Below are 26,697 nucleotides of genomic sequence, written 5' to 3' on the forward strand. Positions count from 1 at the left end.
CTCTCCAACCAGAACTGGAAAGGCCGCCAGCCCATGGCCGTTGCCGCCAAGAACATTCCCGCGCCCGACCTTGTACCCATCCGTCGCGCGCTCCTTTCCGTCTTTGATAAGACCGGCCTGATCGATTTCGCCAGGGCGCTGGCTTCGGCCGGCGTCGAGCTAGTCTCGACCGGCGGCACCGCAAGGGCGCTTGCCGAGGCAGGCATGGCGGTGCGCGACGTGTCCGAGCTCACCGGCTTTCCCGAGATCATGGACGGCCGCGTCAAAACGCTGCACCCGTCGGTGCATGGCGCACTGCTTGGCGTGCGCGACGATCCCGAGCACGCCGCAGCGATGCGCGACCACGGCATCGAGCCGATCGATCTCGTCGTCTCCAATCTCTATCCGTTCGAAGAGGTGCGTCGCTCCGGCGCCGACTACGCGGCGATCGTCGAGAACATCGACATCGGCGGCCCGGCGATGATCCGTGCCTCGGCCAAGAACCACGCCTATGTCGGCATCGTCACCGATCCCGATGACTATGCCTCGGTGCTCAACGCGCTGGAGATGAATTTCGGCTCGTTGTCGCTGGATTTCCGCAAGAAGCTGGCAGCCAAGGCCTTTGCCCGCACCGCCACCTACGATGCGGCGATCTCGGGATGGTTCGCCGAGGCGCTTGAGATCGAGCATCCGACATGGCGCGCCTTCGGCGGCAAGCTGCAGTCGGTGATGCGCTATGGCGAAAACCCGCATCAGGGCGCCGGCTTCTATGTCAACGGCGACAGGCGGCCGGGCGTCGCCACGGCGCGCCAGCTTCAGGGCAAGCAGCTTTCATACAACAACATCAACGACACCGACGCTGCCTTCGAGCTGGTCGGCGAGTTCGACCCGTCGCGCTCCGCAGCAATTGCCATCATCAAGCACGCCAACCCGTGCGGTGTCGCTGAGGACGCTTCGCTGCAGGCGGCCTATGCCAAGGCGCTGGCCTGCGACCCGGTCTCGGCCTTCGGCGGCATCGTCGCCATGAACCGCATCCTCGATGCCGGAACCGCCGAAGAGATCGTCAAGACCTTTACCGAAGTGATCATCGCACCGGAGGCGTCCGAAGAAGCAGTCCGCATCATTGCCGCCAAGAAGAACCTACGCCTGCTGGTCACCGGCGGCCTGCCCGACCCGCGCGCGGCGGGCCTTGGCTTGAAATCGGTGGCTGGCGGTTTGCTGGTTCAGGGCCGCGACAACGCGGTGGTGGATGACCTCGAGCTGAAAATGGTGACCAGGCGCGCTCCGACTCCGGCCGAATTGGCCGATCTGAAATTCGCTTTTCGCGTGGCAAAGCACGTCAAGTCGAACGCCATCGTCTATGCCAGGGATGGCGCTACAGTCGGCATCGGCGCTGGCCAGATGAGCCGGGTCGATTCCTCGCGCATCGCGGCGCGCAAGGCGCTCGACGCCGCCGAGGCTGCCGGCCTGACGGAGCCCTTGACCGGGGGCTCGGTCGTCGCCTCGGATGCCTTTTTCCCGTTCGCGGATGGGCTTTTGTCGGCAATCGAAGCCGGCGCCACAGCCGTTATCCAGCCCGGCGGCTCGATGCGCGACGACGATGTCATCGCCGCCGCGGACGCTCACGGCATTGCCATGGTCTTCACCGGAGTGAGGCATTTCCGGCATTGAACGCGCTACCCCCGCTGTGAGAGAAGGCAAGAGCAGCTCACTCCGCCGGCCGATCCGCCGGATAGGGCGTGCCGATCAGGATCGCCATGCCGGCGCCAAGGAACAGCACGATCGCCGCCATGCCAAGCCGCGCCGAGCCGCTGGCCAGGGTGATCGTGGCCACCATGAAGGGTGCGGCAAAACTGGTTGCCCGGCCGGCCAGCGCATAGATGCCGAAATAGCGGCCCGATTCGGCAGCGGAGACGCTGCGCGCCATGTAGGAGCGCGACGATGCCTGCACCGGCCCGAAAGCAAGCCCGATCAGCAGGCCGTAGAAAATGTAGGCTTTTTCCGCCGCCGTGCCGAACAATCCGCCGGCGTCCAGTCCGGGCATCACCCAGGCGCCGAACAGCGTATAGCCCGGGCCGGTCGAGACGATGCCGAGCGTAGCGATGCTTAGCATGACCAGCGAAATCATCACTATGGTCTTGGAACCCAGTGCTGTGTCGAGGCGTGCGGCAACCAGGCAGCCGACGATGGCAACGACGTTGAGGATGATGCCGAACAGGCCGATCTCGGTAATCGACCAATGGAACATTGCCGCCGCAAACGTTCCGCCCAGCGCCAGCAGTGCATTGACGCCGTCCTGATAGATCATGCGGGCGACGAGAAAGCGAAAAATGCCGCTGCGCTTGCGCACTTCGGCCAGCGTCGACTTCAGTTCCGACAGGCCTTCGCGCACCGCCGGCCCGATTGGAATGCCTTTGATCGCATCAGGCGTGAAGAAGAACATCGGCAGGATGAACAGGAAATACCAGGCCGCCGACAACGGCCCGGTAGCGCGCGCGTCCTCGCCGAGCCTGGGGTCGAGGCCGAAGATCGGGTCGAGCCCAACGACGGTCTTGCCGGTTTCAGGCGAGCCGGCCATGACGGTAACGACGAAGATCAGTGCGATCATGCCGCCGAGATAGCCGAGTCCCCAGGCCATGTTCGAGATCCTGCCGATGTCGCTCTTCGGCACCAGGCGGGGCATCATCGAATCATTGAACACAGTCGAGAATTCCGCCGCGACCGACGCCAGCGAGAACAACGCCACGACCAGAAAAAGATTAGAGCCGGGCGCGGCGAACCACAGCAGGGTGAGGCAGGTGATTTTAACCGCGGCGAAGAAGGCTATCCACGGTTTGCGTGGTCCGGTCTGATCGGCGATCGAGCCGAGGACCGGCGACAAAACGGCAATGACGAGGCCGGCGGCGGCAATGCCGTAGCCCCAGGCCGCTTGCCCGGTCTCTGGATTGCTGGCCATGCGCGAGACGAAATAAGGACCGAAGATGAAGGTGGTAACGACCGTGAAAAACGGCTGTGCCGCCCAGTCGAACAGCATCCATCCCCAGATGCCGCGTCCCGATGCCCGCTGCACTGCCATCTCAGCCATGTCCCCTCCGCTGGAGCTTGCTTCATGCCGATCGAATCGGAATGATGCTCCGTCTTGTTGTTGAGCACGATCTTGTCCAAAAGCCGATCGTCACTTTTTGGGATCATGCTCCGGCGCCCCCCAACGCAGGGCGCTGTTCGCTCTATGGCGTAGTTCTTCCCGGCAATCCCGCGCGATGTGGAAGACGTCTCACAGCCCTGTCAGATCGCTCATCAGGCCGGACGCCACCGACAGCCGCGACACGGTGATGTCGCCGCCCTCGGTCAGAGCCTGCAGCCGCTCGCGGATGCGTCCGACCCGTTCGCCGCCCGCCTCCAACCATGCTGTCACCGGATCCGCCGCCTCGGCATGACTGGTGAGTGCCGCCACCGCGATGCCGCGCCTGGCGGCGCCGATCGTGTCGGTGGCGCGCGAAAGCGCCAGTTGATCGTAATAATCCGAGGGCGTGATCGAGCGCGCCGCATCTTCGACGCGCGGTATGCGGAAGACATCGCTGACTGCAAAAAACGCCTTGGCGGCAGCGACGATGCCGGCATTTGCCGTCCGCGCCGTCAGCGCAATGTCGGGGATGAGTTCCGCCACATCGGTCAACGCCAGTTGCTCGGCCAGGCTCTCGGGCGCGCCGCCCTTCGACAGGCTGTGCCGCCGCTCCTCGATCCGCTCGCGCGAGAAGGCCGGCAACAGCGCAACGAGCTTCGGCTCCAGCGCCTTGCGCGCATCCTGCAACTCGGTGATCCGCTGCCCGAGCGGTGCGGTGCCGGCATCGTTCTTCAGGTACCAGCCGCTGGTCACATAGATCAGCCGGCTGACCGCCTGATAGAGGTCGAGCTGGATCTGTCCGTCGATCCGGTTGTCGAGCGCGTCGATCTGGCGATACAGCGCCGGCAGCGCAAAGCCATCCCGCACCACGGCGAAGGTGCGCACGACATCGGCGGCACTGCGCCCGGTCGCTTCCTGCAGCCTGTTGACGAAGGACGGGCCGCCGCGATTGACCAGGTCATTGGCGACGGCACGGGCGATGATCTCGCGGCGCAGGCGATGGCCGTGGATTTCCGCCGCATATTTCTTTGCCATGCGGTCGGGAAAATAACCCATCAGGTCGTGGTCGAAATGCGGATCGTCCGGCACCTCGCTGGCGACGATATCGGAAAACAGCACGATCTTGGCATAGGCAAGCAGCACGCCGAGCTCGGCCCGTGTGAGCGGCTCGCCGCGCGCTTCGCGCTCGGCAAGAGCCGCCGGCGACGGCAGCGTCTCGACGGCACGGTCGAGCAGCCCGCGCGCCTCGAGCGCCTCCATGAAGCGGCTCTGATGGGCAATGTCGGCAAGGCCGCGCTTGCGAGCAAGGGACAGCGCCAGCGTCTGCTGGTAATTGTTGGACAGCACCAGGGCGCTGACCTCGTCGGTCATCTCGGCCAGCAATTTGTTGCGCGACGGCCGCGTCAGCGATCCCTTCCGCATGGCGGAAGCCAGCGCGATCTTGATGTTGACCTCGACGTCTGAGCAGTTCACGCCGCCCGAATTGTCGATCGCATCTGAGTTGCAGCGGCCGCCATTCAATCCGAATTCGATGCGCGCCCGCTGTGTGACGCCGAGATTGGCGCCTTCACCGATGACCTTGGCACGCAGGTCGAGCGCGGTGATGCGGATCGCGTCATTGGCACGGTCGCCGACGTCCTGGTTGGTCTCGCCCGATGCCCTGACATAGGTGCCGATGCCGCCGAACCACAAAAGATCTGCCGGCGCCTTGAGGATGGCACTCATGATCTCGACCGGCGTGGCCGTTGTCTTGCCGAGGCCGATAGCTGCAGCCGCGGCGGCCGGCAAGGTGATCGACTTCTGGCTGCGCGAGACGATGATGCCGCCTTCGGACAGCTTCGTCTTGTCGTAATCCTGCCAGCTTGAGCGAGCGAGAGCGAACATACGCCGGCGCTCGGCCATCGAAGCGGCCATGTCGGGATCGGGATCGATGAAGATGTCGCGATGATCGAAGGCGGCGATCAGCCGGGTCTGCTCCGACAGCAGCATGCCGTTGCCGAACACGTCGCCCGACATGTCGCCAACGCCGACGACGGTGAACGGCGTGGTTTGGATGTCGCGGTTCATCTCGCGGAAATGCCGCTTGACCGCTTCCCAGGCGCCCTTGGCGGTGATGCCCATCTTCTTGTGGTCGTAGCCGGCCGAACCGCCGCTGGCGAAAGCGTCGTCGAGCCAGAAGCCGTGCCTTTCGCTGATGGCGTTGGCGATGTCCGAGAAGGTCGCCGTGCCCTTGTCCGCGGCGACGACGAAATACGGATCATCCTGATCGCGCCGCACGACGCCGGCTGGCGGGATGACGCCATCCAGCCCGATATTGTCGGTGATCGACAACAGGCTGGAAACGTAATTCTTGTAGGCGGCCGTGCCGGCCTCGAAAATTGCGTCGCGCCCGGCGCTCATCGGCAGCTTTTTCGGGTAGAAGCCGCCCTTGGCGCCAACCGGCACGATCACCGCATTCTTGACCTGCTGTGCCTTGACCAGGCCGAGCACCTCGGTGCGATAGTCCTGCGCACGGTCCGACCAGCGCAGGCCGCCGCGCGCGACCGGGCCGAAGCGCAGATGCACACCCTCGACCTCGGAGCCGTAGACGAAGATCTCCCGCCATGGCCGCGGCGCCGGCAGCCCGTCGACCGATTGCGAATCGAGCTTGATCGCCAGCGATTGGCCTTTCTGTTTCGTATCGGCAACGAAATGATTGGTGCGCAGCGAGGCTTCGATCAGGTTCAGATAACGGCGGATGATGGTGTCGTCGTCAATGTTGGGAACGTCTTCCAGCGCATCCGTGATCTTGGCTTTCAGATGTTTGGCCTGAACGACGCCTTCCGTCTCGGCCGTCGCGCCGAGGCGGGCGACAAACAGCGCATGCAGGTCGCGGGCGATCTCGGGATAACGGTTGAGCGCGGCGGCGATGAAATCCTGGCTCTGCGGGATGCCGGCCTGCTGCAGATAGCGGCCATAGGCGCGCAGGACGGTGATCTCGCCCGACCACAGGCCGGCGGTCTGGGCAAGGCCGTTATAGCCGTCATTGTCGACATCACCGCGCCAGACGGAAAGGAACGCATCCTCGAACAGCGCGCCGCCATTGCCGAGGTCGATCGGCCTGCCGTAGCTGTTCTCGAGTTCCATGTCGTGGATGAAGACCATGCCGGGCTGATCACTATTGATCATGCCGGATTGATTGTCGCCGACCTCGAAAGTGCGCTCGCTGATGACGCGGAAACCAATGTTTTCCAGCACGGGCACGCGCCGCGACAGCGCCACCGGGCTGCCATGGTGATAGATCTTCAGTGCCGCCTGATGCGGCTTCTGGTCGGCGTGACGGTAATAGTCGATGGCGATCGGATTTGACGCATCGAGCTTGGCGATGCGCCCGGCATCGGCCAGCGCCACGCCCGGCCGAAAACTGTCGCGATAGCTTTCCGAAAAACGCGAGGCGATGGCCGTGAGTCTCGCATCGGCGCCGGTCTCGGTCGCGGTCTCGCGCAGGGCATCGTCCCAAGTCCGTACGATGTCGCGGATCGCCGCCTCGATCGTTGCCTGCTCGACCTTCGGCGTCTTGCCGCCGGAGCGGCCGATGATGAAATGGACGCGCGCCAGCCCGCCTTCCGGGAAGGCCGGGTAATAGGCGGACAGCCGGCCTTCGAAGACGGTCTTCAGATAGGTGCCGATCTTCTCGCGCACGACGCTGTCGTAGCGGTCGCGCGGCACGAAGACGAGCACGGAGACGAAGCGGTCGAACTGGTCGACACGCACCAATGCCCTGACGCGCGGCCGCTCGATCAAGCCCAGTATGGCTTCGGCATGCTTGCGCAGGATCGGCACCGGAACCTGGAACAGCTCGTCGCGTGGATAGCTCTCCAGCACGTTGATCAATGCCTTGCCGGAATGGTCGCTTGGATTGAAGCCGGATTTGGCGATGACGGTTTCCGCCTTCGAGCGCAGATAGGGGATTTTCATCACCGAGCGCGTATAGGCAGTCGAGGTGAACAGGCCGACGATACGGAGCTCGCCTGAAAGCACGCCTTTGCCGGTGTAGGTCTTGACGCCGATGTAGTCGAGGTAGATGCGGCGGTGCACCGACGACTTGGCGTTGGCCTTGGTGACGATCAGCGGTTCCGGCCCATGCAGGAAGGCGCGGATTTCCGGCGTCGTGCTCACCGCTTCGGTGCCGCGTCTGAGCACCAGCACGTCGGGATCGGAAAGGATGCCGAGGCCGGGCTTTTCGGCGCGCTCGAGCATGCCGCTCGTCTCGCCGCCGGTATAGTTGAATTCGCGCATGCCGAGAAAGGTGAAGTTGTCGTCGCGCAGCCATTCGAGGAAGGCGATCGCCTCGGTGACATGGGCCTTGTCGAGCGGCACTGGCGAGTAGCGGAATTCCGAGATCGCCTGGTCGAGGCGGGCAAGCATCGGCTTCCAGTCGGTGACGGCGGCTCGCACCTGGCCGAGCAGTTTCGTCAGGCGTGCGGCCAGGCCTTCGGCCTGCTCGGCCGAAAGGCGGCCGATATGGACATGGATGACGCTCAGTCGGTCATGGCTGTGGTCGCCCTTGGCATAACCGCCATCGCCGAGGATTTCCTCGACGCCGTTCTTGCCGTGCCTGACGACTATGACTGGATGGGTAACCAGCAGCGGCTCGCCGGCGCTTTCTGTAATCTCGCCGAGGACGGAATCGAACAGGAACGGCATGTTGTCGTTGACGACAGTGATCACCGTCATCGGCCGGCCCTGGCGGACGACACCGGAATCGACGTCTATGGCAACGACGCAGTCGTCCTTCTTGTGCCTGGCCACTGCGCGGCCGGCGAGTTCGGCAGCGCGTTCGAGATCGATGACGTCGTAGGCGGCGACATCTTCGGCCGGAGCTCGGGCCAGCAGGTAGTCGGCAAGCCTGCCGGGCTTTTCACCACCCGCGGCTTCACCCCTCGTCAGTCCGGCTTTTTTCAACCGGCTCGCTGACTTTACGCTGGCCATGAGTCCCTCCCGTCACATGTTTTTGCGGCTATGCTAACAGATGACGGGTATTTGGCGACAAAGGTTTGACGGCTTGCGACGAAATGTCGGAATTCACCGGCAGCCTGGCGAAAAAGAGGAGAGATCCGCCATGACGGACAAAATCACCGCGCTTGACCTGGCACCGGCGGAGCTGAGCGACGCGACCAAGGCCTATTTCACCAAGTGCCGGGAGAAGCTCGGCCTCGTTCCCAACGTGCTGCTCGCCTATGCCTTCGACGAGAAGAAGCTGCGCGCTTTCACCGACATGTACAATGATTTGATGCTGGGTGAATCCGGCCTGTCGAAACTCGAGCGCGAGATGATCGCGGTGGCCGTCTCATCGGTCAACCATTGCTACTATTGCCTGGCCGCGCATGGCGCGGCGGTGCGCCAGCTTTCCGGCGACCCAGCCTTCGGCGAGATGATGGTGATGAATTTTCGCGCCGCCAAGCTGTCGGACAGGCAACGCGCCATGCTCGAATTCGCGGTGAAGCTGACCGGGCAGCCGGCAAAGATCGTCGAAGCGGACCGGGCGGCGTTGCGGCAAGTCGGCTTTTCCGACCGCGACATCTGGGACGTCGCCTCGACCGCGGCGTTCTTCAACATGTCGAACCGGCTGGCATCGGCAATCGATATGCGGCCGAACGATGAATACCATGCGATGGCGCGATAGGGCACCGCCGTTGCGAGTCAACGGCATATTATATTAGCTACTTCGCATTATCGTTGCTTGTTTGCCGGTTTGGTCCGATGATCGGAATGCGGCATGACCGCATGCCGGTTCGATGCCGCCGATCAGAGGAGGAGAACATGGCGAAATTTCTCTACGTCTATCACGGCTCGGGCAAGATGCCGACCGAGGAGGCCGAACGGAAGGCAGCGATGGATGCCTGGAACGGCTGGTACGGCAAGCTTGGCTCAGCGGTGGTCGACGGCGGCAATCCAGTCGGCATGTCGAAGACCCTGCTGCCTGGCGGCAAGGTCGAGAACAATGGCGGCAGCAATCCGACCGCCGGTTACACCATCATCGAAGCAAAGGACATCGACGATGCCGTCGGCAAAGCCAAGGATTGTCCTATCTTGACGGACCCGGGTTTCAGCGTCGAGATCGCGCCAATAATCGAAATGGGTTGACGCGCCCGGCTCAAGACCGCGCGGCGATCGCCGCCGCAGCGCCGGCCATGGTACCGGCGCTGATGCGGTTGGCGATTTTCATCGCCCGCTTGCTCCTCAAGAGCTTGCGCGCCTGCGATGCGGCGAGCACCCATGTCAAATCGATGGCGACCAGGACCACTGCCATGGTCGCCGTCAATTCGATCCAGCCGACCATGCTGACCGAACCGAGGTCGATGATGGTCGGCAGCAGCGCCAGATAGAACATCATGATCTTGGGGTTGCCGAGCGTCACGGCCATGCCGGCAAAGAACAGTCTGACGGGCGAATCTTCGCGCGGCAGCGCGCCTTCCTTGGCCTCGACCGGTGCCGTCCACATCTTCCAGGCAAGCCAGCCGAGATAGGCGACGCCGACCCACTTCACGACGACAAAGGCAAAGTGGAACGTCTGCGCCACCACGGCGAGGCCAAACACCGCCAGCGACAGCCAGATCGCTTCGCCGATCCACATCGCAAGCAGGAACGGGAACACGTCGCGAAACCCTTTTACGATGACCCGCGCCACAAGAGCGGCGATCGATGGGCCGGGCGAGCCGGCGGCAACAAGCAGGGCGCCGGCAAAAATCAGCAGCGATGTGAAATGCATGACGCGGATCCCGTTTGAAATGTTTGGGTCGTTCAAGATAACCCAACTGGTCCGACGACAGTAGCGTCCACCGAAAGAAGGCTTGTCGGCCAGGCACCTCGCGGCTAGAAATGTCGTCCCGACATCATTTCGAGCTTCACTTTGCCTTCGTAACCGCCGGTCTCGTCAACTCCCCCAACACAGAGCAGGGCGTCGCAGTCGCGATGCCTATTTTCACATCATGTGTTCCTCGGGTGGCGGTTCGAGACCGGTTTGGCACTGCTGAACCGCTGTCGCGCATAACCACCCGCGACACCTGATTTCCAACTGCCGCAGTCTCTCGCCACGCCGTCCCCGCATGGGTTCTCGATATCGCCGATCTGACGAACTTCCCGACGGGAAGGGCTTTTCGGCATGCCTTCGATACTGCGTATCCGCTGGACGATCACACCCAAGACCGCACCTCGACCTCACCTCAACTGCAATCGCTGCGGCGGCCTGAAAGCCTATCGCTGCAGCGGCAAATTCCGGGTCAATGCCAACGGCAAGCGCATTGACGCCTGGTTGATCTACCGCTGCATCGACTGCGACAATTCCTGGAATTTCGGCATTCTGGAGCGCTGCAGCCGCCGCGATATCGAACCGACAATATTGCAGGCGCTCGAAAGCAACGATCCGGTCCTGGCGCGGCGCCATGCCTTCGATGTTGCCGCATTGCGAAGCAGTATCGGGCGCGTCGAGGAGTTTCCCGAAGCCGTCGTTCATAAGCAGGCGCTCGGGGATAGACCGGAAAATACCAGCGCGCTCGAACTTCAGCTCTGGCTCGAAATGCCGACAGCGCTGCGGCTCGACCGGTTGCTCGCCAACGAACTCGGTGTCTCGCGATCGCGGCTTCAGGTTTGGGAAGAGAAACGATTGCTGGTGGTTGGTCCGGACGGAGCCAAAGCCTTGCGCAAGCCAGCGCGGGCGGGAACGGCGATCCAGATCCACCTGTCTGGCGAACCAGACCGGGACAAAATCATTTCGGCTGCAGGTGAATGAGGCAACGGCAGGAATCCGTACGGCCAGGGGTCAGTCGCCCTCTTTGGAGGCCGAGCCAATCAAACCCTTGGCCGCATCGAGATCGAGTCGGCGACTTGCACATGGATCAAGCCAAGCCTGCCCGTGTCGAGAAGATAATTCGCGAGAGCATAAATTCCATACGCGTCGAGCATCGACACGCAAACTTCGGCCTCGGGTCGATTGTCGTATATGACAGCCGTGACGAGTTTACCGCTCATTGCGCGGTATTGCCCTTTACGCCGCGCCGACCACTTTCGCCGACTTCTCAAAACGCTTGCGCTCATTCGGATCGAGATAGAGCTTGCGCAGGCGGATGGTCTTCGGCGTCACTTCGACCAGCTCGTCGTCCTGGATCCAGGCCAGCGCGCGTTCCAGCGTCATGCGGATCGGCGGTGTCAGCTTTACCGCCTCGTCCTTGCCGGCGGCGCGGATGTTGGTCAGCTTCTTGCCCTTGAGCACGTTGACTTCGAGGTCGTTGTCCCTGGAATGGATGCCGATGATCATGCCCTGATAGACCTTGACGCCCGGGTCGATGACCATCGGGCCACGGTCTTCCAGGTTCCACATGGCGTACGCCACCGATTCACCCTGTTCGTTGGAGATCAGCACGCCGTTGGTACGGCCCGGCAGCTCACCCTTGTAAGGTTCATAGGCATGGAACAGCCGGTTCATCACAGCGGTGCCGCGCGTGTCGGTCAACAGTTCCGACTGGTAGCCGATCAACCCGCGCGTCGGCGCGTGGAAGACGATGCGCTGGCGATTGCCGCCCGAAGGGCGAAGCTCGACCATCTCGGCCTTGCGCTCCGACATCTTCTGCACGACGACGCCGGCATGCTCCTCGTCGACGTCGATGACGACTTCCTCGACCGGCTCCAGCAATTCGCCGCTATCGCCCTTCTGCATGACGACGCGCGGCCGCGACACGGCGATCTCAAAACCTTCGCGGCGCATCGTCTCGATCAGCACGGCCAGCTGCAATTCGCCGCGGCCGGAAACGAAGAACGAATCCTTGTCAGGTGATTCCTCGATCTTCAGCGCGACATTGCCTTCGGCCTCGCGCAGCAGGCGGTCGCGGATGACGCGGCTGGTCACCTTGTCGCCTTCGGTACCGGCCAGCGGCGAATCGTTGACGAGGAAAGACATCGTCACAGTCGGCGGATCGATCGGCTGCGCGTGCAGCGGCTCGGTCACCGACAGGTCGCAGAAGGTGTCGGCGACAGTGCCTTTCGACAGGCCGGCGATGGCGACGATGTCGCCCGCCTGCGCCTCGTCAATGGGCTGGCGCTCGAGCCCGCGGAAAGCAAGGATTTTCGAGATTCGGCCGGTTTCGACCTGGGTGCCGTCATGGTGCAGCACCTTGACCGCCTGGTTGGATTTCAGCGTGCCGGATTCGATACGGCCGGTGATGATGCGGCCGAGGAAAGGATTGGCTTCCAGGATGGTGCCGATCATGCGGAATGGGCCGGGATGAACGGTCGGCGCCGGCACGTGCTTGATGACGAGGTCGAACAGCGGCGCCAGAGCCTGGTCCTTCGGACCTTCGGGGTTTTCCGAGACCCAGCCGTCGCGGCCTGAACCGTAAAGGATAGGGAAGTCGAGCTGCTCGTCGGTAGCGTCAAGTGCTGCAAAAAGATCGAACACCTCGTTCACCACTTCGACGTGGCGGGCATCTGGCCGGTCGATCTTGTTGATGACGACGATCGGCTTCAGTCCAACCTTGAGTGCCTTGCCGACCACGAATTTGGTCTGCGGCATCGGCCCCTCGGCGGCGTCGACCAGCACGATGGCCGAATCCACCATCGACAGAATGCGCTCGACCTCGCCGCCGAAGTCGGCGTGGCCGGGCGTGTCGACGATGTTGATGCGGGTGTCCTTCCAGTCGACCGAGGTCGCCTTGGCCAGGATGGTGATGCCGCGTTCCTTTTCGAGGTCGTTCGAATCCATGGCGCGCTCGGCGACGCGCTGGTTGTCGCGGAACGAGCCGGACTGTTTCAGAAGCTGGTCGACGAGGGTGGTTTTTCCATGGTCGACGTGCGCGATGATCGCGATATTGCGGATTTTCATGTTTTGGTCTCGGGAGCGTTGCAGGCAGCAGGCCAAAAGGCGCTGCCTCTTTCGGTTGGGCGGCTCATACAGGGTTTTTCGCAATTGCGAAAGAGGAGGCGAGCCACCAAATAAAGTCACCGAATCTTAAATGTCTTGGTGTGAAGTGGAATTATTAACCAAGGCGGAACCTTTCATGGTCCGGACAGTTCGAATTTCATGATCGAGATAGGCATCAAACTCCGGCCGATTTTGGCATGTACCGCGCTTGCCGTCCTCCTCGCGGCCGGCGCGGCGCAATCGGCGGCGTCGTTCAAGGAGACGCGGTCTGCTTTGCCGTCCGACAAGCCGTCGGCGGAGCAGCTTTTTGCCGATGCTCCCGATGGCGTCGATCCGGTGGTGACCGGGCCGGTCAGCGCCGCCTTCAAGCAGCGGCAGCAAAATGCCGGATGCGACAGCGCCGTCTGGCCCAACATTCCCGTCGTCTGCTATCCCGATTGATATACGTTCCTACCCTCGGGCTGGCCCGAGGGTAGTGGCGCCGTCGCTCACGCCGACCGCACCGGATCAAGCGTGACCTTGTAGAGTTCGCTGTCGTCGCGATCCATCAGCCGCACCGTCAACTGTTCGGTGGCGCCATCGATCTCGACGAGCCCGAAGAACTGCAGGCCGGCCGAAGGCGCCAGGTTTTGACCCTGTTCGGCAGTTGGTGCCTTTATGAACTTCAGCTCCGGGCCGAATGTCATATCGAAACCATTAGGCCCGAACGTCCCGGAATGGATCGGACCCGAAACGAATTCCCAAAACGGATCGAAGTCCTGGAACTGCGCCTTGTCCGGATTGTAGTAATGCGCGGCTGTGTAATGCACGTCTGCGGTGAGCCAGACAGTGTTGCTGATACCCGCATTCTTTATATAGCGAAGAAGGTCGGCAATTTCCAGCTCACGCCCTTTGGCCGGGCCATTGTCGCCATTGCTGACCGCCTCGGCCCCTACCTTCTTGGTGCCGTCGTTCCAGACGATGAGGCCGAGCGGCATGTCGGCGGCGATGATTTTCCAGGTTGCGTTGGAATTCGCCAATTCACGCTTCAGCCACTTGATCTGCTGTTCACCGAGGATGCGCGATTGCGGCGTCATCGTCTCCTGCATATCCGGACCGTTGGGGCCGCGGTAGGAACGCATGTCGAGGAAGAACACGTCGAGCAGCGGACCATAGGCGATCTTGCGGTAGACGCGGCCGGGCTCCGACGGCTCGTAACGGATCGTCGTCATTTCGTGGAAGGCGCGCGCCGCACGTGCCGCCAGCACATGGATGGATTTTTCAGTGTAGCGATCGTCGGCGCTCAGGTCCTTCGAGTCCGACCAGTTGTTCAGCACCTCGTGGTCATCCCACTGATAGAAGGTCGGACAGATGGCGCTGAGCGCCAGCACATGCCTGTCCATCATGTTGTATTTCCACTGCGCCCGGTATTCGTCCAGCGTCTCGGCAACCTTGCGCTTCTCGTCGATCAGCACTTTGTTTTCCACTTGCCGCCGTTGGGCAGGTCGACCTCGTCCTTCATCGCACCATCGGCATAGATCGTATCGCCCGAATGCAGGAAGAAGTCGGGCGTGTGCTTGGCAATGGTGGCGTAGGTCTTCATGCCGGTCTCGTCGATGCCCCAACCTTGGCCGGCGGTGTCGCCCGACCAGGCAAAGCGAATGTCGCGCTTCGACGCAGGTGCCGTGCGGAAGCGGCCGACGACCGGCTCGGAAACGGCGTTGATGTCGGCAAGATCGGCCGCGACCATGCGGTAGAAGATGTCCTGGTCGGAGGCGAGATCGGTAAGCAGCCGCTTCACCGTATAATCGCTGGCCGGCGAGCTATCGAGCGGCGCCAGGCGGACGGCATTGGTGAAGCTTTCGGTCGGCGACACCTCGAACATGACGCGCGACGGCCGGTCGGTGCGTGTCCAGACCATGCCGCTGGTGGCGTCGACGTCGCCGGACTGGATGCCATGGGTGAACGCCGGGCGCTGATTGGCGCGCGAGTAATAGGGAAGGGCGAGGCCCGAGGCGCCGACCAGGCCAACGGCGCTGGCCGACGTGACGAAAGCGCGCCGCGTCATCGAAATCTTGTTCATGGCTGTCTCCTGGATGGCATTGAACGTCGCCGCCAAGCTCCAGCTTCAATGTTTCAGGCACATTTCGAAACGATGAAGGTTTGATAACAGTGAACAGGCTGGCGAATCTCCCTCGTTGAGGGGGAGATGTCGCCGAAGGCGACAGAAGGGGGTCGTCTTGCGTGGAGCACCGACCTCTTGCATCGGCGATAAGGGGCCGAGCCCGGTTGGACCGACCCCCTCTGGCCGCTTCGCGGCCATCTCCCCCTCAAGGGGGGAGATTAGCACGGCCGATTGCGCCCTACGCCGCCTGCGGTTCCGGATCAAACGCCGGGCGGCTGGTGTTGATCAGCAGCGAGATGCAGGCGGCGGCTATTGCCGTCATACCGGCGATCAGGAAGGCAAGCTCGTAATTGCCTTGCAGCTCGCGCATGGTGCCGCCGAAGAAGGCCGCTGTCGCGGCGCCAACCTGATGGCCGGCGACGATCCAGCCGAAGACGATCGGTCCGCTGCAGTCGCCGAACGCCTCGTTGGAAAGCCTCAGCGTCGGCGGCACCGTGGCGATCCAGTCCAGTCCGTAAAACACCGCGAAGATGATCAGGCTGGTTGCCGAAAAGCCGGAATAGGGCAGATAGATCAGCGACAGGCCGCGAATGCCATAATAGACGCCGAGCAGCTTGCGCGGGTCGAAACGGTCGGTGAGCCAGCCGGACAGTGTCGTGCCGATAAGGTCGAAAATGCCCATCATCGAGAGCAGGCCTGCGGCCTGCACTTCGCCAATGCCCATATCGCCGCAAAAGGCGATCAGATGCGTGCCGACCAACCCGTTGGTGGTGAAGCCGCAAACGAAGAAGGTGGCGAACAGATACCAGAAGACGCGCGTGCCGGCGGCGCGGCGCAGCGTGCTCAATGTATGCGAAAGGAAATTGCCTTGCGAGGCTGACGGCACCGGCGGCACGTCGTCGGCATCGGCGCCATAGCGGACCATGCCGATCGACGCCGGGCGCTCCGGCACCAGCATATAGACCAGCGGCACCAGGCAGGCGGTGGCCACGGCAATGGCGATGGCGACCGGCTTCCAGCCGCCCGACTGGGCGAGCGAGGCGAGCAGCGGCAGGAAGACCAGCAGCCCGGTGGCACTGGACGCCGACATCAGTCCCATCACCAAGCCGCGATTGGTCTTGAACCAGCGGTTGACGATGGTCGCGCCGAGCACGGTGGCGACGGCGCCCGAACTGACGCCGGAAAACACGCCCCAGGTGAGGAGCAGATGCCACGGTTTGGTCATCAACAGGCTGAGCGCGGTCGATCCCGACATCAAGAGCAGCGCGGCAAGCAAGGTGCGGCGCAGCCCGATCCGCTCCATCAGCGCCGCGGCAAACGGCCCGGTCAGGCCATAGAGGAAGATGCCGGTGGCCGCCGCCAGCGACACCACGTCGCGCCGCCAGCCGAAACTGTTCTCCAGCGGCAGCATCATGACTGCCGGCGCCGAACGCAGGCCCGCTGCGATCAGCAGGCAAAGGAAGATGACGGCGACCACGACGAAAGCGTAGCGCTGGCCAAACGGGCGGGGTTGAGCTATCATGTTACTGACCGGTACGTTGCAGGAGCCCGAAACATACGTACCGACCGGTAACATTGTCAACCAGCTAATCGGCAGGCCAGGCATGAAAAGCATTGAACCAACGATCAAGGCCAATGACGCACCGCCGCCTCGCGCCGCCGAACGGATTCTCCAGGTGGCGCGAGACCTGTTCTACCGGCAAGGCATCAGGGCGATCGGCGTCGACGAGATCGTGCGGCGTGCCGGCGTCACCAAGCCCAGCCTCTACCGCAGCTTTCCGTCCAAGGATGAGCTGGCCGCATCCTACCTCCGGCACTATGACCTCGAATTCTGGGAGCGCTTCGACGAGGCGGTGAATGCCCATCCCGGCGATCCGCGCGCGCAGATCGTCGCCTTCCTGACGCGTGTCGGCAAGCGTACGCAAAGGCCCGATTATCGCGGCTGCGGCATGACCAATGCCGCGGTCGAATATCCCGAACATGGCCATCCGGCCCGCGTCGTGAGCGAAGCCAACAAGCAGGAACTGCGCCGCCGCCTGCGTGCCATGGCGGCAGAGATGGGCGCGGGCGATGCCGACACGCTGGGCGACGGGCTGCTGCTCCTGATCGAGGGCGCCTATATTAGCGGCCAGCTGTTCGGTGCCGGCGGGCCGGCGAAGTCGGTGGCCCGCAACGCCGATCTTCTGATAGAGGCAAGCTTGAAGAAATAGTGGTCCGTTTTACAAGACCACTGTGCGCAGCCTGACTTCCTCTAGGCTGCCGCTAAATTTGACGGTACGCTGCGCCCCCCGAACTGAGTTGTTCCGCCATGCGCGCTCTCTTGATCCCGCTTGCCCTCGCCGGTTTCTGCCAGGCGGCCCGGGCCGGCGACATATCCAGCGTCTATACCGATCTCGATTGGGAGAAGGACTGCGTCACCTATGCCCAAGCGGAAGAAGGCGACGGCGACTGGGCCGATCTCGCCTGTTCGGGCTACCGCGGCTACCCGGTGATGGTTTCCTATGACGACGCGCGGGAATCGCTGTTCTACGGCTTTCCACCTGGCGACATGACCACGGTCTGGGAAAGCTTTTCCGGTCTCAATTCGGCTGGACCCAAGGTCGAGTGGCGTATCGAAACCAACGGCAAAACTGCCATTCCTTTCGCCGTCATCCATCGTCGCTCGATCAGCGATAGCGAGGGCGAGAACAAGTCGACGGAAGTGCTGATTGTGGCCAAGGTTGCCCAGCCTGACGCCCACGAAGGCTGCACGATCGGCCTTGTGCTCGCCACCAGCAATCCCGCCGCCAACGATCAGGCGCGCAAGCTTGCCGACGAGAAGGCACGCACCTTCGCCTGCGGCAAGGACAAGCGTGAAGTGCTGGGCGACGCGCCCGCTTTCGGCCGCGTCGACAACTGATTATTTGCGCCCGATAATTACTTGCGCCTGGCCCGCTCGATTGCCTCGACGATCATCTTCTTGGCATAGGCCGCATCGTACCAGCCTTCGATCTTGACCCATTTGCCGGGTTCGAGATCCTTGTAGTGCTCGAAAAAGTGCTGCACTTGCTGGCGGGTGATGTCGGGCAATTGCGTGTATTCGTGGACGTCCTCGTAGCGCAAGGTCAGCTTGGGCGAAGGCACCGCGATCACCTTCTCGTCCTGGCCGGCATTGTCCTCCATCACCAGCACGCCGATCGGCCGGACATTGATGACGCAGCCTGGCACCAGCGCGCGCGTGTTGCAGACCAATACGTCGATCGGGTCACCGTCGCCCGACAGCGTGTGTGGTACGAAACCGTAATTGCCGGGATAGCGCATCGAAGTGTGCAGGAAGCGGTCGACGAACAGCGTGCCGGCCTCCTTGTCCATCTCGTACTTGATCGGCTCGCCGCCGATCGGCACCTCGATTATGACGTTGACGTCCTCGGGCGGGTTCTTTCCGCTGGCAATCGCTTCGATACGCATCGCTTTATCCCTCTCTCGATTGGAGATCGATAGCGGGCGACGGCGAATGGTGCAATGCGGCGAATGGTACGGGGAGATCGTCCGAACCGAAAACCGGCCGGATCATGCGCTGGCCGTCATTCCCAGACGAAAGCGACCTTCTTCAGCGCCTTCTGCTCGAATATCTCGACGCCTTCGGCAACATCGCGGCCACCGGCGCCGGCATAGAAGGCAAGTGCGTTCTGATTGTCTTCCAGCGCCCAGACCACCATGCCTTTCAGGCCATGGTCGGCCAGCCGTGCCCGCGCGGCCGAGAACAGCCGGCTGCCGAGCCCGATGCCTTGATATTCCGGCCGCAGGTAAAGTTCGTAGATCTCGCCCTGCTGCCTGAGTTCGCGGGCGCGGTTCTTGCCGATCGTCGCATAGCCGGCAATTTTGCCGCCGATTTCGACGACCAGGACGGTGGCAGCGCGGCGAATGGCATTCGCCCACCAGTCGGCGCCGCGGCGGTTGATCATCGATGTCAGCGTGCGGTGCGGGATGATGCCCGAATAGGCGCCGCGCCAGGCCTCGAGATGCACGTCGGCGATGGCGGCTGCATCGCGCGGTTCGGCTTTCCTGATGTCGATGCTCAGCGTATTCATGATTGGTTAACCATAAACCCGCCGCGCCCGATTGCAAGAGTCCGGTCAACCGCCGCGATGCTTTCACACAGCCGGACGGTGCGTTCTTGAGACGCTGCGAAACCGCTTTTGGCGAGATCAAATCTCGACCAGATGGTCGTCCAGTTCGTTGCTGTCGCCAGTCGAGACCGGAAAATGCTCGGCCAGTACCGCACCGACTGCTTGGATCGCCTTGACGAACCCGTCGGCAAGCCGATCGTCGCCGGCATGCGCCGTAAGGTCGCGGACGACACCGTCCCAGACATGCTGGCCGACACGAGAATCGATGCCGCTGTCGGCGACCACCTCGGCATAGCGCTCGGCAATCGAGACGAACACCAGCACGCCGGTGCGCGCCGTGGTGCGGTGGACGTTGCGGGCGAGGAACTGCTTCATCGCATTGGCGTGGGCGGCCTGGTAGCGCAGCCGCCTCGGCACCAAATGGATGCGCAATGCCGGCAAAGCCCACAACAGGATGAGCACACTGGCAAGCGCCAGAAGCTCTGCGATGACGAAATGCGGCAAGCGGATCGACAGCCACCAGGCTTCCAGCCCATAACCGACGGCGAGGCTGACGACGAGCATGCCGAGCATCGCCATGAAGGCGGCCGGGAAGAAATAGCCGTCGCTGGCATGCGCCACGACGCAGTAGATCTCGCCGTCGGTCTTTGATTCGGCAGCGCGGATCGCATCGGCGATGCGCTCATGATCCTCGGGGCTGATCGGTCGTGTTGCCATGATTGATGTCTCACCAGCTTCCTGAAGAACCGCCGCCGCCGGACGAGCCGCCGCCGCCTGAAAACCCGCCGCCCGAACTTCCGGACGACCAACCGCTGCCGGAACTTCCAGACGACCAGCCACTGCCTGACGAGGTCCCGGACGTCCAGCTACCGCCGCCGGAAGATGACGAAGCTGGCCCACGGCCGTAGCGGAACGTCATGCCCAGCCACTTGTACACGCCCGGCGACAGCTTCGTGCCGAAGATCGGCGGCAGGAACGCCATTGCCAAGCCGCCGAAGAACATCGTCGCCCACAGGACGATGAACAGCATGAAGATGGGATCGACAGGATTGTCATTCGCCGGATTGCGCTTGCCGCGCGCCTCCAGCTCTTCGGGATTGCCTTCCAGCACCATGATCATGTCGTCGACGGCCTTGCTGATGCCGCCTGAGAAATCGCCGGCACGGAAGGCCGGCACCATGTCGTTTTCGATGATCAGCTTGGTGTGCAGGTCGGTCAGCGTGCCTTCAAGCCCATAGCCGACCTCGATGCGCATCTTGCGGTCGTTCGGCGCCACCAGAAGCAGGACGCCGTTGTTCTCCTTCGCCTGGCCGAGTCTCCAGGCGCGAAACAGCCGGTTGGCGTAAGGCTCGATCTCCTCGCCGTCGAGGCTGGGAATGGTCGCGACGACGATCTGGTCGGACCCTTTGGTCTCGAACTCGGCAAGCTTCTGCGTCAGCGCCGTCTCGGTCGCGGCATCGATGATGCCGGCGTTGTCGACGACCCGTCCGGTCAGCGCCGGCAGTGCGGCGGCGAAGGCCGCGAAGCCGACCAGCAGCACCGCCATGGCCAACAGCGCGGTGCCGATCGTTTTGGTGAAACGGCCGGATTCCACCGGGCTGACGGCGTGTCTTGTCATCTCGTCACCAACTTCCCGAGGAGCCGCCGCCGCCGGACGAACCGCCGCCGCCGGAAAACCCGCCACCGCTTGAACCCGACGACCATCCCCCGCCGGAACCTCCCGACCAGCCGCCGGACGACCGCCGGTTTGGCTCGAAGGTCATGCCCAGCCAGCGATAGCGGCCGGGACCGATCTTCTGGCCGAAGATCGGCGGCAGGATGGAGGCTGCGAGGCCGCCGAAAAAGATGATTGCCCAGATGGCTATGAAGATCGTGAAGAACAGATCGTCGCTGTTGAACGGCGGCTGCTGGTTGCGTTCGCCGCGCGCCTCCAGTTCTTCGGGATTGCCTTCCAGCACCATGATCATGTCGTCGACGGCCTTGCTGATGCCGCCGGAGAAATCGCCGGCACGGAAGGCCGGCACCATGTCGTTTTCGATGATCAGCTTGGTGTGCAGGTCGGTCAGCGTGCCTTCCAGCCCATAGCCGACCTCGATGCGCATCTTGCGGTCGTTCGGCGCCACCAGAAGCAGGACGCCGTTGTTCTCCTTCGCCTGGCCCAGTTTCCAGGCGCGGAACAGCCGGTTGGCGTAAGGCTCGATCTCCTCGCCGTCGAGGCTGGGGATGGTCGCGACGACGATCTGGTCGGACCCTTTGGTCTCGAACTCGGCAAGCTTCTGCGTCAGCGCCGCCTCGGTCGCGGCATCGATGATGCCGGCATTGTCAACGACCCGTCCGGTCAGCGCCGGCAGTGCGGCGGCAAGGGCGGTGAGCGGGAGGAGGAGAAGGCTTTGGAAGACGAGCAGGAAGGCCAGGCTGGCGTTCTGTCGCGCCCCCCTCTGTCCTGCCGGACATCTCCCCCTCAAGGGGGGAGATCGGCTGTCAGGGCTGTTTTCGCCAATCTCCAACGATGCAGGATGGGCGGTGAAGCCAAAGCTGCCAATCTCCCCCCTGGAGGGGGAGATGCCCGGTAGGGCAGAGGGGGGCGCTACGGAGTGCAAGGCCAATAGGGACCACGCTCACCGGCTGTTCTTCACCCGCCTTGCGTGGTGTTGGTGCCGAAATCGACCTTTGGCGGCTGCATCTTGTCCTCTTCGATGGTGAAATTCGCAAACGGCTGGTTGCCGCGGAACCACAAGGTCGCCCAGATCACCGACGGGAAGGTCCTCAGCGTCAGATTGTACTCTCTCACTGCTTGGATATAGTCGCGGCGGGCGACCGTGATCCGGTTCTCGGTGCCTTCGAGTTGTGCTTGCAGCGCCAGAAAGTTCTGGTTGGCCTTGAGATCGGGATAGTTCTCCACCACCGCCAGCAGGCGCGACAGCGCGCTGGTCAGGCCGGCCTGGCTGTCCTGGAATTTCTTGAAGGCTTCCGGATTGTTCAGCGTTTCCGGCGTCACGGTCACCTGCGTCGCCTTGGCGCGCGCTTCGACCACGGCATCGAGCGTGTCCTTCTCGTGCGCCGCGTAGCCCTTGACCGTGTTGACCAGATTGGGGATGAGATCGGCGCGGCGCTGGTATTGATTCAACACCTCGCTCCATGCGGCCTTGGCGTTTTCCTCAGCTGTTGGAATGGTGTTGTAGCCGCAGCCGGCAAGCAGCGGCAGCATGACGGCCATAACTAGGAACGCAGCTAAATTACGGAAGATTGGCGGCGAAGAAAGGCGCTGGGCAAGCATGATAAGTCCCCTCGATAGCATTGGCAGGCGAAGCATTAGCACAATCCTTGCGTAAGAAAATGACTTCGGCCGAGAAGTGTTACTGGTTTCTGCCATTCGCCGTCGGGCCCTGTGACAGACGAGGCGAACGGGTTAAGCTCGGCATAAAACGGGACATCACCATGGCGAAACGCCACGACAGCGACGCGGAATCGCGCCGCATCATCGAACGGGTGGCGCGCGAGACCGACCCGGGGGGCACCTCGTTCCTTGCACGAACGACTAAAGGCGCGCGCGACCACGTCACTGCGGCCGATGCCGACCGGTCGGACCCGATCGAATATTGGGGCACCCGCATCGGTCGGGCAGCGGGCTTGCTTATTGCCATCGGCCTGTTGATCTGGCTCGTGCTTTTCGTCACCAGGGGCAGTTAGGAAAAATCAATGAGTGCCGAAAAAACCGACGCGCCGCGCGCGGTCATCGTCGTCTCCAGTCATGTCGCCCGTGGCTCGGTCGGCAACCGTGCAGCTGTCTTTGCGCTGGAGACACTCGGCTTTCCGGTTTGGGCGGTACCGACCGTCATCCTGCCCTGGCATCCGGGCCATGGCCGGGCCACCCGCATCGTGCCGCCGCTGGACCAGTTCAAGGCGCTGATGGCCGACCTCGAGCGCGCGCCGTGGCTGGGCGAGGTCGGCGCCGTGCTGTCCGGCTATCTCGGCGAGGCTGGCCAGGCCGAAGCCGTCGCTTCGCTGGTCGGCGCGGTCAAGGCGAAGACGCCGGACGCCCTCTATATCTGCGATCCGGTGATGGGCGATTCGGGCGGGCTCTACGTACCTGAGCCGACCGCAATCGCCATGCGCGACCGGCTGATGCCGATCGCCGATATCGCCACGCCCAACCGCTACGAGCTGGAATGGATGGCCGGAGCGCCGCTGCCCGACTTGAAATCGGCAATGGCTGCAGCCCTGCAGGCCGGCCCACCGGCCATGCTGGTCACATCGGCGCCGGCGATGATGGCCGGCGGCACCGGCAATTTGCTGCTCGCCGGCAGGGAGGCACTGCTTGCCGAACACCGGCTCATCGATAAGCCGCCGAATGGGCTCGGCGACCTGACGGCTGCCGTCTACCTGGCGCGGATCCTGTCCGGCCAGCCGGCCGCCAAGGCGCTGCAATCGACCACGGCGGCGGTCTACGAGATCCTGGCGCGGACCGCCAAGCGCGGCGGCGACGAGTTGCAGCTCGAGACCGATGCCCAGAGCCTGTCGCACCCGATGGCGATGGTGCAGCTTCGCCATCTCCTGCATCCGGAACGGGACCGCCGGGCGTGACGCAGGCCGAAGACGCCGTGCCCCAGGATGATGCGCCCGAGGATGTTGCGCCCGACGATGTTATGCCCTGGGGTGTTGTGCTTGTCGGCGTCGACGGTTGCAAGGCCGGCTGGATAGCCGTCCGCCGCGATCCCGGTGCGGCACCGTCGACAGCCGTTTTCCCGAGCTTCGCGGCGTTGCTCGACCGACTGCCCGCCGACTCGTTGGTAGCGGTCGATATGCCAATCGGCCTGCCCGATTTCTCGCAACGAGGCGGTCGCGGCCCGGAGGCGCTGGTGCGGCCGCTGCTCGGGGCCCGGCAGTCCAGTGTCTTTGCCATTCCCTCCCGCGCCGCGCTCTACGCGGAGGTCGAAGCCTTCACCACGGTCGATGCCTGGTACGCCGCACATCGCAAGGCAAGCGAGGTGGCCAGGACGACCTCAGATCCGCCGCGCGGCGTCTCGATCCAGGCCTTCGGCATCTTCGCCAAGATCCGCGAGATCGATTCGCTGCTGATCGCGCGGCCCGAACTGCGCAGCCGTGTCTTCGAATCGCATCCGGAAGTTGCCTTCTGCAAACTGAACGGCGACCGCGCTATGCGCTTGCCGAAGAAGATCAGGGGCAACATCAATCCGGCCGGCATGGCCGAACGCAAGGCGCTGCTTGCCCAGCATGGTTATAGCCAGGATTTTCTCGACCAGACGCCGCCGCGCGGCGCGGCCGCTGACGATTTCCTCGACGCCGCGGCGATGATGGTGGTTGCCGGACGCATCGTCAGAGGCGAGGCAATGCCGTTTCCGGATCCGCCGCTCGCCGATCGTTTCGGCATTCCGGTCGCCATTTGGGCCTGAGGACCGGGGCGTCAGGAGCGTGATCTGAGCGCCTCGTTGAGTGCCCACATATCCTTCTCCTCGGGCGCGGTCTCCAATCCGAGCACGGGAACTTGCTTACGCAAATGGTCGTGGTGGGTGCGCACGCCATATTCGAGATCGGAGAGGTAAAAACCTCCGAAGGCTTCGGACAGCATGGATTCGTTGGACCATATCGAAAGCTGTACATCCTCGGCCAGCGTGTCGCGGTCGATGCGGTAGGATAGGTAGCGGGCTGCCGCCTGTTCCCTGGTCTCGTCGCGATAGCGGTAGATGGCGCCGCGCAGCAGCGTCTCACCCGTCGACAGCGGAAATTCCTGATAGAACTGCACCGATTCCGGCATGAGCGACAGCACGTTGTTCGGGAAGATGCCGTAGTAGATCCAGGCCTTGCGCAGGTGTTCCGGCAGGTGCTTCGCCTCGGGTGCGAGCTTGATGTACTGCGCGACGCTCCAGCGCCGTCCGGCATGCGGATTGTAGGTGGCGAACGAGCGCGACACGCCGTTGACGAACGGCTCGTCGAAATAGGTCGCACCGTAAAGATCCTGCAGCGCCGGATGCGCCATGGCGACATGGTAGCCTTCATTGTCGACATCGCGCACCGATTTCCAGTTGACCGGCGTCTTTTGGGTCCAGATGCCCCAGGACGGCACCATCTCGGCGACGCCGTAATGGGCAATCTCGGCTTCGATCGGCTTCAACAGCTCGGCGACCGATGGCTGCGGCCCACCCTTGCGGAAACGGATGAAGATGAAGCCCATCCAGATTTCGAGCTCGAGCGGCATCAGGCCGAATTCGGTCTTGTCGAGGTCGGGGAAGGAACGGGGGCGGGCAGCACCGCGCAGCGTGCCGTCGAGATTGTAGACCCAGCCATGAAAGGGGCAGACCAGCGCATTCTTGCAAGTGCCCTGGCTGTCGGCAACGACGCGACTGCCGCGGTGGCGGCACATATTGTTGAAGGCGCGCACAACGCCATCCTTGCCGCGCACGATCAGCGCCCGCTCGCCGACCACATCCATCGTCAGATAGTCGCCGGCGTTCGGCACGTCGCAGACATGGCCGGCGATCTGCCAATGGTTGCGGAAGACGTGCTCTTTCTCGAGTTCGAGCAAGGCGTCGGAATGATAGCTCCAGCCCGGCAGCCCCCGCCGATCCCAATCGTTGGGGATTGCCACGTCACGCAGATGCGGGTTCATAAAGGCTCTTTATTTATTGAATGGTCGTTCAATAAAAGCATATTTTCCATTGAAATGCAATGGCTTGGAAAAATGGGGCGAAGTCTTGACGGGAAATCGAACGGGATTCGAGAGCCCGGTCCGAACGATCGAAGCCGGGAAAATCCCGGGAATTCCAGACGTTAATCCCCTTACACTTGTTGAGCGCCCGACGCTCCGTGGGCCTGGAAAGGCGACGTGGATCTGGTGCCGTGGGTAGCGCAAAACGAGCAGAGAATGCCACCGGTGCTGCCAGCTACGCCGGATCGGTTTGCCCAGGAATGGCCGCGGGCTTGGTTTCATGCCGGTTACACAATCGTTAATTCATCATCGTTGGCCGGTTACAAGGTGCGATTAGGTTCGTTTCAACAGAGAAAGAAGAAGACCGAAGGAAACGACGATGCGTACGAAAATCCAGATCACCGATACCGACCTTCGCCAGCAGGGTCCCCAGCGTAACGACCGGCGCCCGAAGCTGGCGCTGCGCCAGCGCGCCAGTGATCATCCAATGGCGATGTTCATGCTGCTGGCGGCTGCCGCATTTGCCGGCATGGCGTTGACGCCGACCGTCGGTCCGGCCTTCGCCTCACTGAACCCGCCGGCCAACCTCATCGATGGCGCGACGACCACCACCAAGACGGCGCGCCTGCCGATTCCGGAGATCGATTTTGCCTGCAAGGGGCAGGCCTGGGGCGCCGAGAGCCTGGACTGCCTGCGCGTCATCGCCGCCCAGTCGGGCAAGGCACGGCCGGTCCGCATGATCGCCAACGCCGCACCACTGGCCGATAGGCCGAACGTTTTTTGATTTTTTGCGAGCGCCCTCCAGCACTCCAGTCAGGC

At 63.0% G+C, this 26,697-nt stretch carries 23 protein-coding genes and 1 pseudogene; 11 read left to right on the forward strand and 13 right to left on the reverse strand.

Features of this window, described 5'->3' with window-relative positions; translation table 11 throughout:
• Positions 1-33: 33 nt before the first annotated feature.
• A complete protein-coding gene (gene purH / locus NKI41_RS14630; protein WP_352683675.1) occupies positions 34-1,650 on the forward strand; it encodes a bifunctional phosphoribosylaminoimidazolecarboxamide formyltransferase/IMP cyclohydrolase in 1,617 nt (538 codons plus the stop codon).
• A gap of 37 nt (positions 1,651-1,687) precedes the next feature.
• Here purH and NKI41_RS14635 read toward each other — a convergent pair whose 3' ends face one another.
• Both NKI41_RS14635 and NKI41_RS14640 read right to left on the reverse strand, forming a co-directional pair.
• Positions 1,688-3,064 carry an MFS transporter gene (locus NKI41_RS14635; protein WP_352683677.1) on the reverse strand — a complete coding sequence of 459 codons (1,377 nt, stop codon included), beginning with the start codon at positions 3,062-3,064 and terminating at the stop codon, positions 1,688-1,690.
• Between the two features lie 189 nt (positions 3,065-3,253).
• Entirely contained in the window at positions 3,254-8,074 is a 4,821-nt protein-coding gene (locus NKI41_RS14640; protein WP_352683679.1) for an NAD-glutamate dehydrogenase, read from the reverse strand.
• 130 nt (positions 8,075-8,204) lie between these two features.
• Between NKI41_RS14640 and NKI41_RS14645 the strand changes: the two genes are divergently transcribed.
• Together NKI41_RS14645 and NKI41_RS14650 are read left to right on the forward strand one after the other, a co-directional pair.
• Positions 8,205-8,768, forward strand: coding sequence for a peroxidase-related enzyme (locus NKI41_RS14645; RefSeq protein ID WP_352683681.1), 564 nt, complete (start codon positions 8,205-8,207; stop codon positions 8,766-8,768).
• 137 nt (positions 8,769-8,905) lie between these two features.
• Positions 8,906-9,229: a YciI family protein gene (locus NKI41_RS14650; RefSeq protein ID WP_023678126.1), complete on the forward strand. Its 324-nt coding sequence runs from the start codon at positions 8,906-8,908 to the stop codon at positions 9,227-9,229.
• A 10-nt stretch (positions 9,230-9,239) separates the two neighbouring features.
• Here the strand turns inward: NKI41_RS14650 and NKI41_RS14655 are convergent, their stop codons facing one another.
• Positions 9,240-9,854, reverse strand: coding sequence for a LysE family translocator (locus NKI41_RS14655; RefSeq protein ID WP_352540903.1), 615 nt, complete (start codon positions 9,852-9,854; stop codon positions 9,240-9,242).
• Positions 9,855-10,247: 393 nt separating this feature from the next.
• Here NKI41_RS14655 and NKI41_RS14660 point away from each other — a divergent pair, with 393 nt between their 5' ends.
• Entirely contained in the window at positions 10,248-10,874 is a 627-nt protein-coding gene (locus NKI41_RS14660) for a DUF1062 domain-containing protein (protein WP_352540902.1), read from the forward strand.
• A gap of 255 nt (positions 10,875-11,129) precedes the next feature.
• Here the strand turns inward: NKI41_RS14660 and typA are convergent, their stop codons facing one another.
• The gene (gene typA, locus NKI41_RS14665; protein ID WP_352451241.1) at positions 11,130-12,959 is read right to left on the reverse strand and encodes a translational GTPase TypA; all 1,830 of its coding nucleotides are present in this window, start codon (positions 12,957-12,959) and stop codon (positions 11,130-11,132) included.
• A 198-nt stretch (positions 12,960-13,157) separates the two neighbouring features.
• Between typA and NKI41_RS14670 the strand changes: the two genes are divergently transcribed.
• The gene (locus NKI41_RS14670; RefSeq protein ID WP_352451242.1) at positions 13,158-13,439 is read left to right on the forward strand and encodes a hypothetical protein; all 282 of its coding nucleotides are present in this window, start codon (positions 13,158-13,160) and stop codon (positions 13,437-13,439) included.
• Between the two features lie 47 nt (positions 13,440-13,486).
• Here the strand turns inward: NKI41_RS14670 and NKI41_RS14675 are convergent.
• A pseudogene (locus tag NKI41_RS14675) lies at positions 13,487-15,060 on the reverse strand (alkaline phosphatase D family protein).
• A 280-nt stretch (positions 15,061-15,340) separates the two neighbouring features.
• Complete coding sequence (locus NKI41_RS14680) at positions 15,341-16,624, reverse strand: MFS transporter (protein WP_352683684.1); 1,284 nt, start codon at positions 16,622-16,624, stop codon at positions 15,341-15,343.
• A gap of 82 nt (positions 16,625-16,706) precedes the next feature.
• Here NKI41_RS14680 and NKI41_RS14685 point away from each other — a divergent pair, with 82 nt between their 5' ends.
• Positions 16,707-17,312 carry a TetR/AcrR family transcriptional regulator gene (locus tag NKI41_RS14685; protein WP_352683686.1) on the forward strand — a complete coding sequence of 202 codons (606 nt, stop codon included), beginning with the start codon at positions 16,707-16,709 and terminating at the stop codon, positions 17,310-17,312.
• Positions 17,313-17,410: 98 nt separating this feature from the next.
• Positions 17,411-18,001 (forward strand): hypothetical protein, encoded by a 591-nt coding sequence (locus tag NKI41_RS14690; RefSeq protein WP_352683688.1) that lies wholly within the window; start codon positions 17,411-17,413, stop codon positions 17,999-18,001.
• A gap of 17 nt (positions 18,002-18,018) precedes the next feature.
• Here the strand turns inward: NKI41_RS14690 and ppa are convergent, their stop codons facing one another.
• The 6 genes from ppa to NKI41_RS14720 form a co-directional block, all read right to left on the reverse strand.
• Positions 18,019-18,549: an inorganic diphosphatase gene (ppa, locus tag NKI41_RS14695; protein WP_352451245.1), complete on the reverse strand. Its 531-nt coding sequence runs from the start codon at positions 18,547-18,549 to the stop codon at positions 18,019-18,021.
• 116 nt (positions 18,550-18,665) lie between these two features.
• Positions 18,666-19,172, reverse strand: coding sequence for a GNAT family N-acetyltransferase (locus NKI41_RS14700; RefSeq protein ID WP_023678138.1), 507 nt, complete (start codon positions 19,170-19,172; stop codon positions 18,666-18,668).
• Between the two features lie 117 nt (positions 19,173-19,289).
• Positions 19,290-19,928, reverse strand: coding sequence for a TPM domain-containing protein (locus NKI41_RS14705; RefSeq protein ID WP_352683690.1), 639 nt, complete (start codon positions 19,926-19,928; stop codon positions 19,290-19,292).
• Between the two features lie 10 nt (positions 19,929-19,938).
• Positions 19,939-20,757 (reverse strand): TPM domain-containing protein, encoded by an 819-nt coding sequence (locus tag NKI41_RS14710; RefSeq protein WP_352683761.1) that lies wholly within the window; start codon positions 20,755-20,757, stop codon positions 19,939-19,941.
• A 76-nt stretch (positions 20,758-20,833) separates the two neighbouring features.
• A complete protein-coding gene (locus tag NKI41_RS14715; RefSeq protein ID WP_352613230.1) occupies positions 20,834-21,676 on the reverse strand; it encodes a TPM domain-containing protein in 843 nt (280 codons plus the stop codon).
• 167 nt (positions 21,677-21,843) lie between these two features.
• Positions 21,844-22,488: a LemA family protein gene (locus tag NKI41_RS14720; protein ID WP_352470713.1), complete on the reverse strand. Its 645-nt coding sequence runs from the start codon at positions 22,486-22,488 to the stop codon at positions 21,844-21,846.
• A gap of 161 nt (positions 22,489-22,649) precedes the next feature.
• On the opposite strand from NKI41_RS14720, the gene NKI41_RS14725 reads away from it, so the two are divergent.
• The 3 genes from NKI41_RS14725 to NKI41_RS14735 all read left to right on the forward strand — a co-directional run bounded on the left by NKI41_RS14725 (position 22,650) and on the right by NKI41_RS14735 (position 24,625).
• A complete protein-coding gene (locus NKI41_RS14725; protein ID WP_023678142.1) occupies positions 22,650-22,901 on the forward strand; it encodes a hypothetical protein in 252 nt (83 codons plus the stop codon).
• A gap of 9 nt (positions 22,902-22,910) precedes the next feature.
• Positions 22,911-23,795 (forward strand): pyridoxal kinase PdxY, encoded by an 885-nt coding sequence (pdxY, locus tag NKI41_RS14730; RefSeq protein WP_352470715.1) that lies wholly within the window; start codon positions 22,911-22,913, stop codon positions 23,793-23,795.
• Between the two features lie 62 nt (positions 23,796-23,857).
• A complete protein-coding gene (locus NKI41_RS14735; RefSeq protein WP_352683763.1) occupies positions 23,858-24,625 on the forward strand; it encodes a DUF429 domain-containing protein in 768 nt (255 codons plus the stop codon).
• An 11-nt stretch (positions 24,626-24,636) separates the two neighbouring features.
• Here the strand turns inward: NKI41_RS14735 and NKI41_RS14740 are convergent, their stop codons facing one another.
• Positions 24,637-25,839 carry an aromatic ring-hydroxylating oxygenase subunit alpha gene (locus NKI41_RS14740; protein ID WP_352683691.1) on the reverse strand — a complete coding sequence of 401 codons (1,203 nt, stop codon included), beginning with the start codon at positions 25,837-25,839 and terminating at the stop codon, positions 24,637-24,639.
• Between the two features lie 418 nt (positions 25,840-26,257).
• Here NKI41_RS14740 and NKI41_RS14745 point away from each other — a divergent pair, with 418 nt between their 5' ends.
• Positions 26,258-26,662 (forward strand): hypothetical protein, encoded by a 405-nt coding sequence (locus NKI41_RS14745; protein WP_352683693.1) that lies wholly within the window; start codon positions 26,258-26,260, stop codon positions 26,660-26,662.
• Positions 26,663-26,697: the final 35 nt, after the last annotated feature.

Origin of the sequence: Mesorhizobium sp. M0601, from assembly GCF_040320845.1 — a bacterium.
GTDB lineage: Bacteria > Pseudomonadota > Alphaproteobacteria > Rhizobiales > Rhizobiaceae > Mesorhizobium.

Coding starts and splice junctions, on each gene's coding strand:
- purH (WP_352683675.1), top strand. CDS start 34: ATGGCCGTTGCCGCCAAGAACATTCCCGCGCCCGACCTTGTACCCATC.
- NKI41_RS14635 (WP_352683677.1), bottom strand. CDS start 3,064: ATGGCTGAGATGGCAGTGCAGCGGGCATCGGGACGCGGCATCTGGGGA.
- NKI41_RS14640 (WP_352683679.1), bottom strand. CDS start 8,074: ATGGCCAGCGTAAAGTCAGCGAGCCGGTTGAAAAAAGCCGGACTGACG.
- NKI41_RS14645 (WP_352683681.1), top strand. CDS start 8,205: ATGACGGACAAAATCACCGCGCTTGACCTGGCACCGGCGGAGCTGAGC.
- NKI41_RS14650 (WP_023678126.1), top strand. CDS start 8,906: ATGGCGAAATTTCTCTACGTCTATCACGGCTCGGGCAAGATGCCGACC.
- NKI41_RS14655 (WP_352540903.1), bottom strand. CDS start 9,854: ATGCATTTCACATCGCTGCTGATTTTTGCCGGCGCCCTGCTTGTTGCC.
- NKI41_RS14660 (WP_352540902.1), top strand. CDS start 10,248: ATGCCTTCGATACTGCGTATCCGCTGGACGATCACACCCAAGACCGCA.
- typA (WP_352451241.1), bottom strand. CDS start 12,959: ATGAAAATCCGCAATATCGCGATCATCGCGCACGTCGACCATGGAAAA.
- NKI41_RS14670 (WP_352451242.1), top strand. CDS start 13,158: ATGATCGAGATAGGCATCAAACTCCGGCCGATTTTGGCATGTACCGCG.
- NKI41_RS14680 (WP_352683684.1), bottom strand. CDS start 16,624: ATGATAGCTCAACCCCGCCCGTTTGGCCAGCGCTACGCTTTCGTCGTG.
- NKI41_RS14685 (WP_352683686.1), top strand. CDS start 16,707: ATGAAAAGCATTGAACCAACGATCAAGGCCAATGACGCACCGCCGCCT.
- NKI41_RS14690 (WP_352683688.1), top strand. CDS start 17,411: ATGCGCGCTCTCTTGATCCCGCTTGCCCTCGCCGGTTTCTGCCAGGCG.
- ppa (WP_352451245.1), bottom strand. CDS start 18,549: ATGCGTATCGAAGCGATTGCCAGCGGAAAGAACCCGCCCGAGGACGTC.
- NKI41_RS14700 (WP_023678138.1), bottom strand. CDS start 19,172: ATGAATACGCTGAGCATCGACATCAGGAAAGCCGAACCGCGCGATGCA.
- NKI41_RS14705 (WP_352683690.1), bottom strand. CDS start 19,928: ATGGCAACACGACCGATCAGCCCCGAGGATCATGAGCGCATCGCCGAT.
- NKI41_RS14710 (WP_352683761.1), bottom strand. CDS start 20,757: ATGGCGGTGCTGCTGGTCGGCTTCGCGGCCTTCGCCGCCGCACTGCCG.
- NKI41_RS14720 (WP_352470713.1), bottom strand. CDS start 22,488: ATGCTTGCCCAGCGCCTTTCTTCGCCGCCAATCTTCCGTAATTTAGCT.
- NKI41_RS14725 (WP_023678142.1), top strand. CDS start 22,650: ATGGCGAAACGCCACGACAGCGACGCGGAATCGCGCCGCATCATCGAA.
- pdxY (WP_352470715.1), top strand. CDS start 22,911: ATGAGTGCCGAAAAAACCGACGCGCCGCGCGCGGTCATCGTCGTCTCC.
- NKI41_RS14735 (WP_352683763.1), top strand. CDS start 23,858: ATGCCCTGGGGTGTTGTGCTTGTCGGCGTCGACGGTTGCAAGGCCGGC.
- NKI41_RS14740 (WP_352683691.1), bottom strand. CDS start 25,839: ATGAACCCGCATCTGCGTGACGTGGCAATCCCCAACGATTGGGATCGG.
- NKI41_RS14745 (WP_352683693.1), top strand. CDS start 26,258: ATGCGTACGAAAATCCAGATCACCGATACCGACCTTCGCCAGCAGGGT.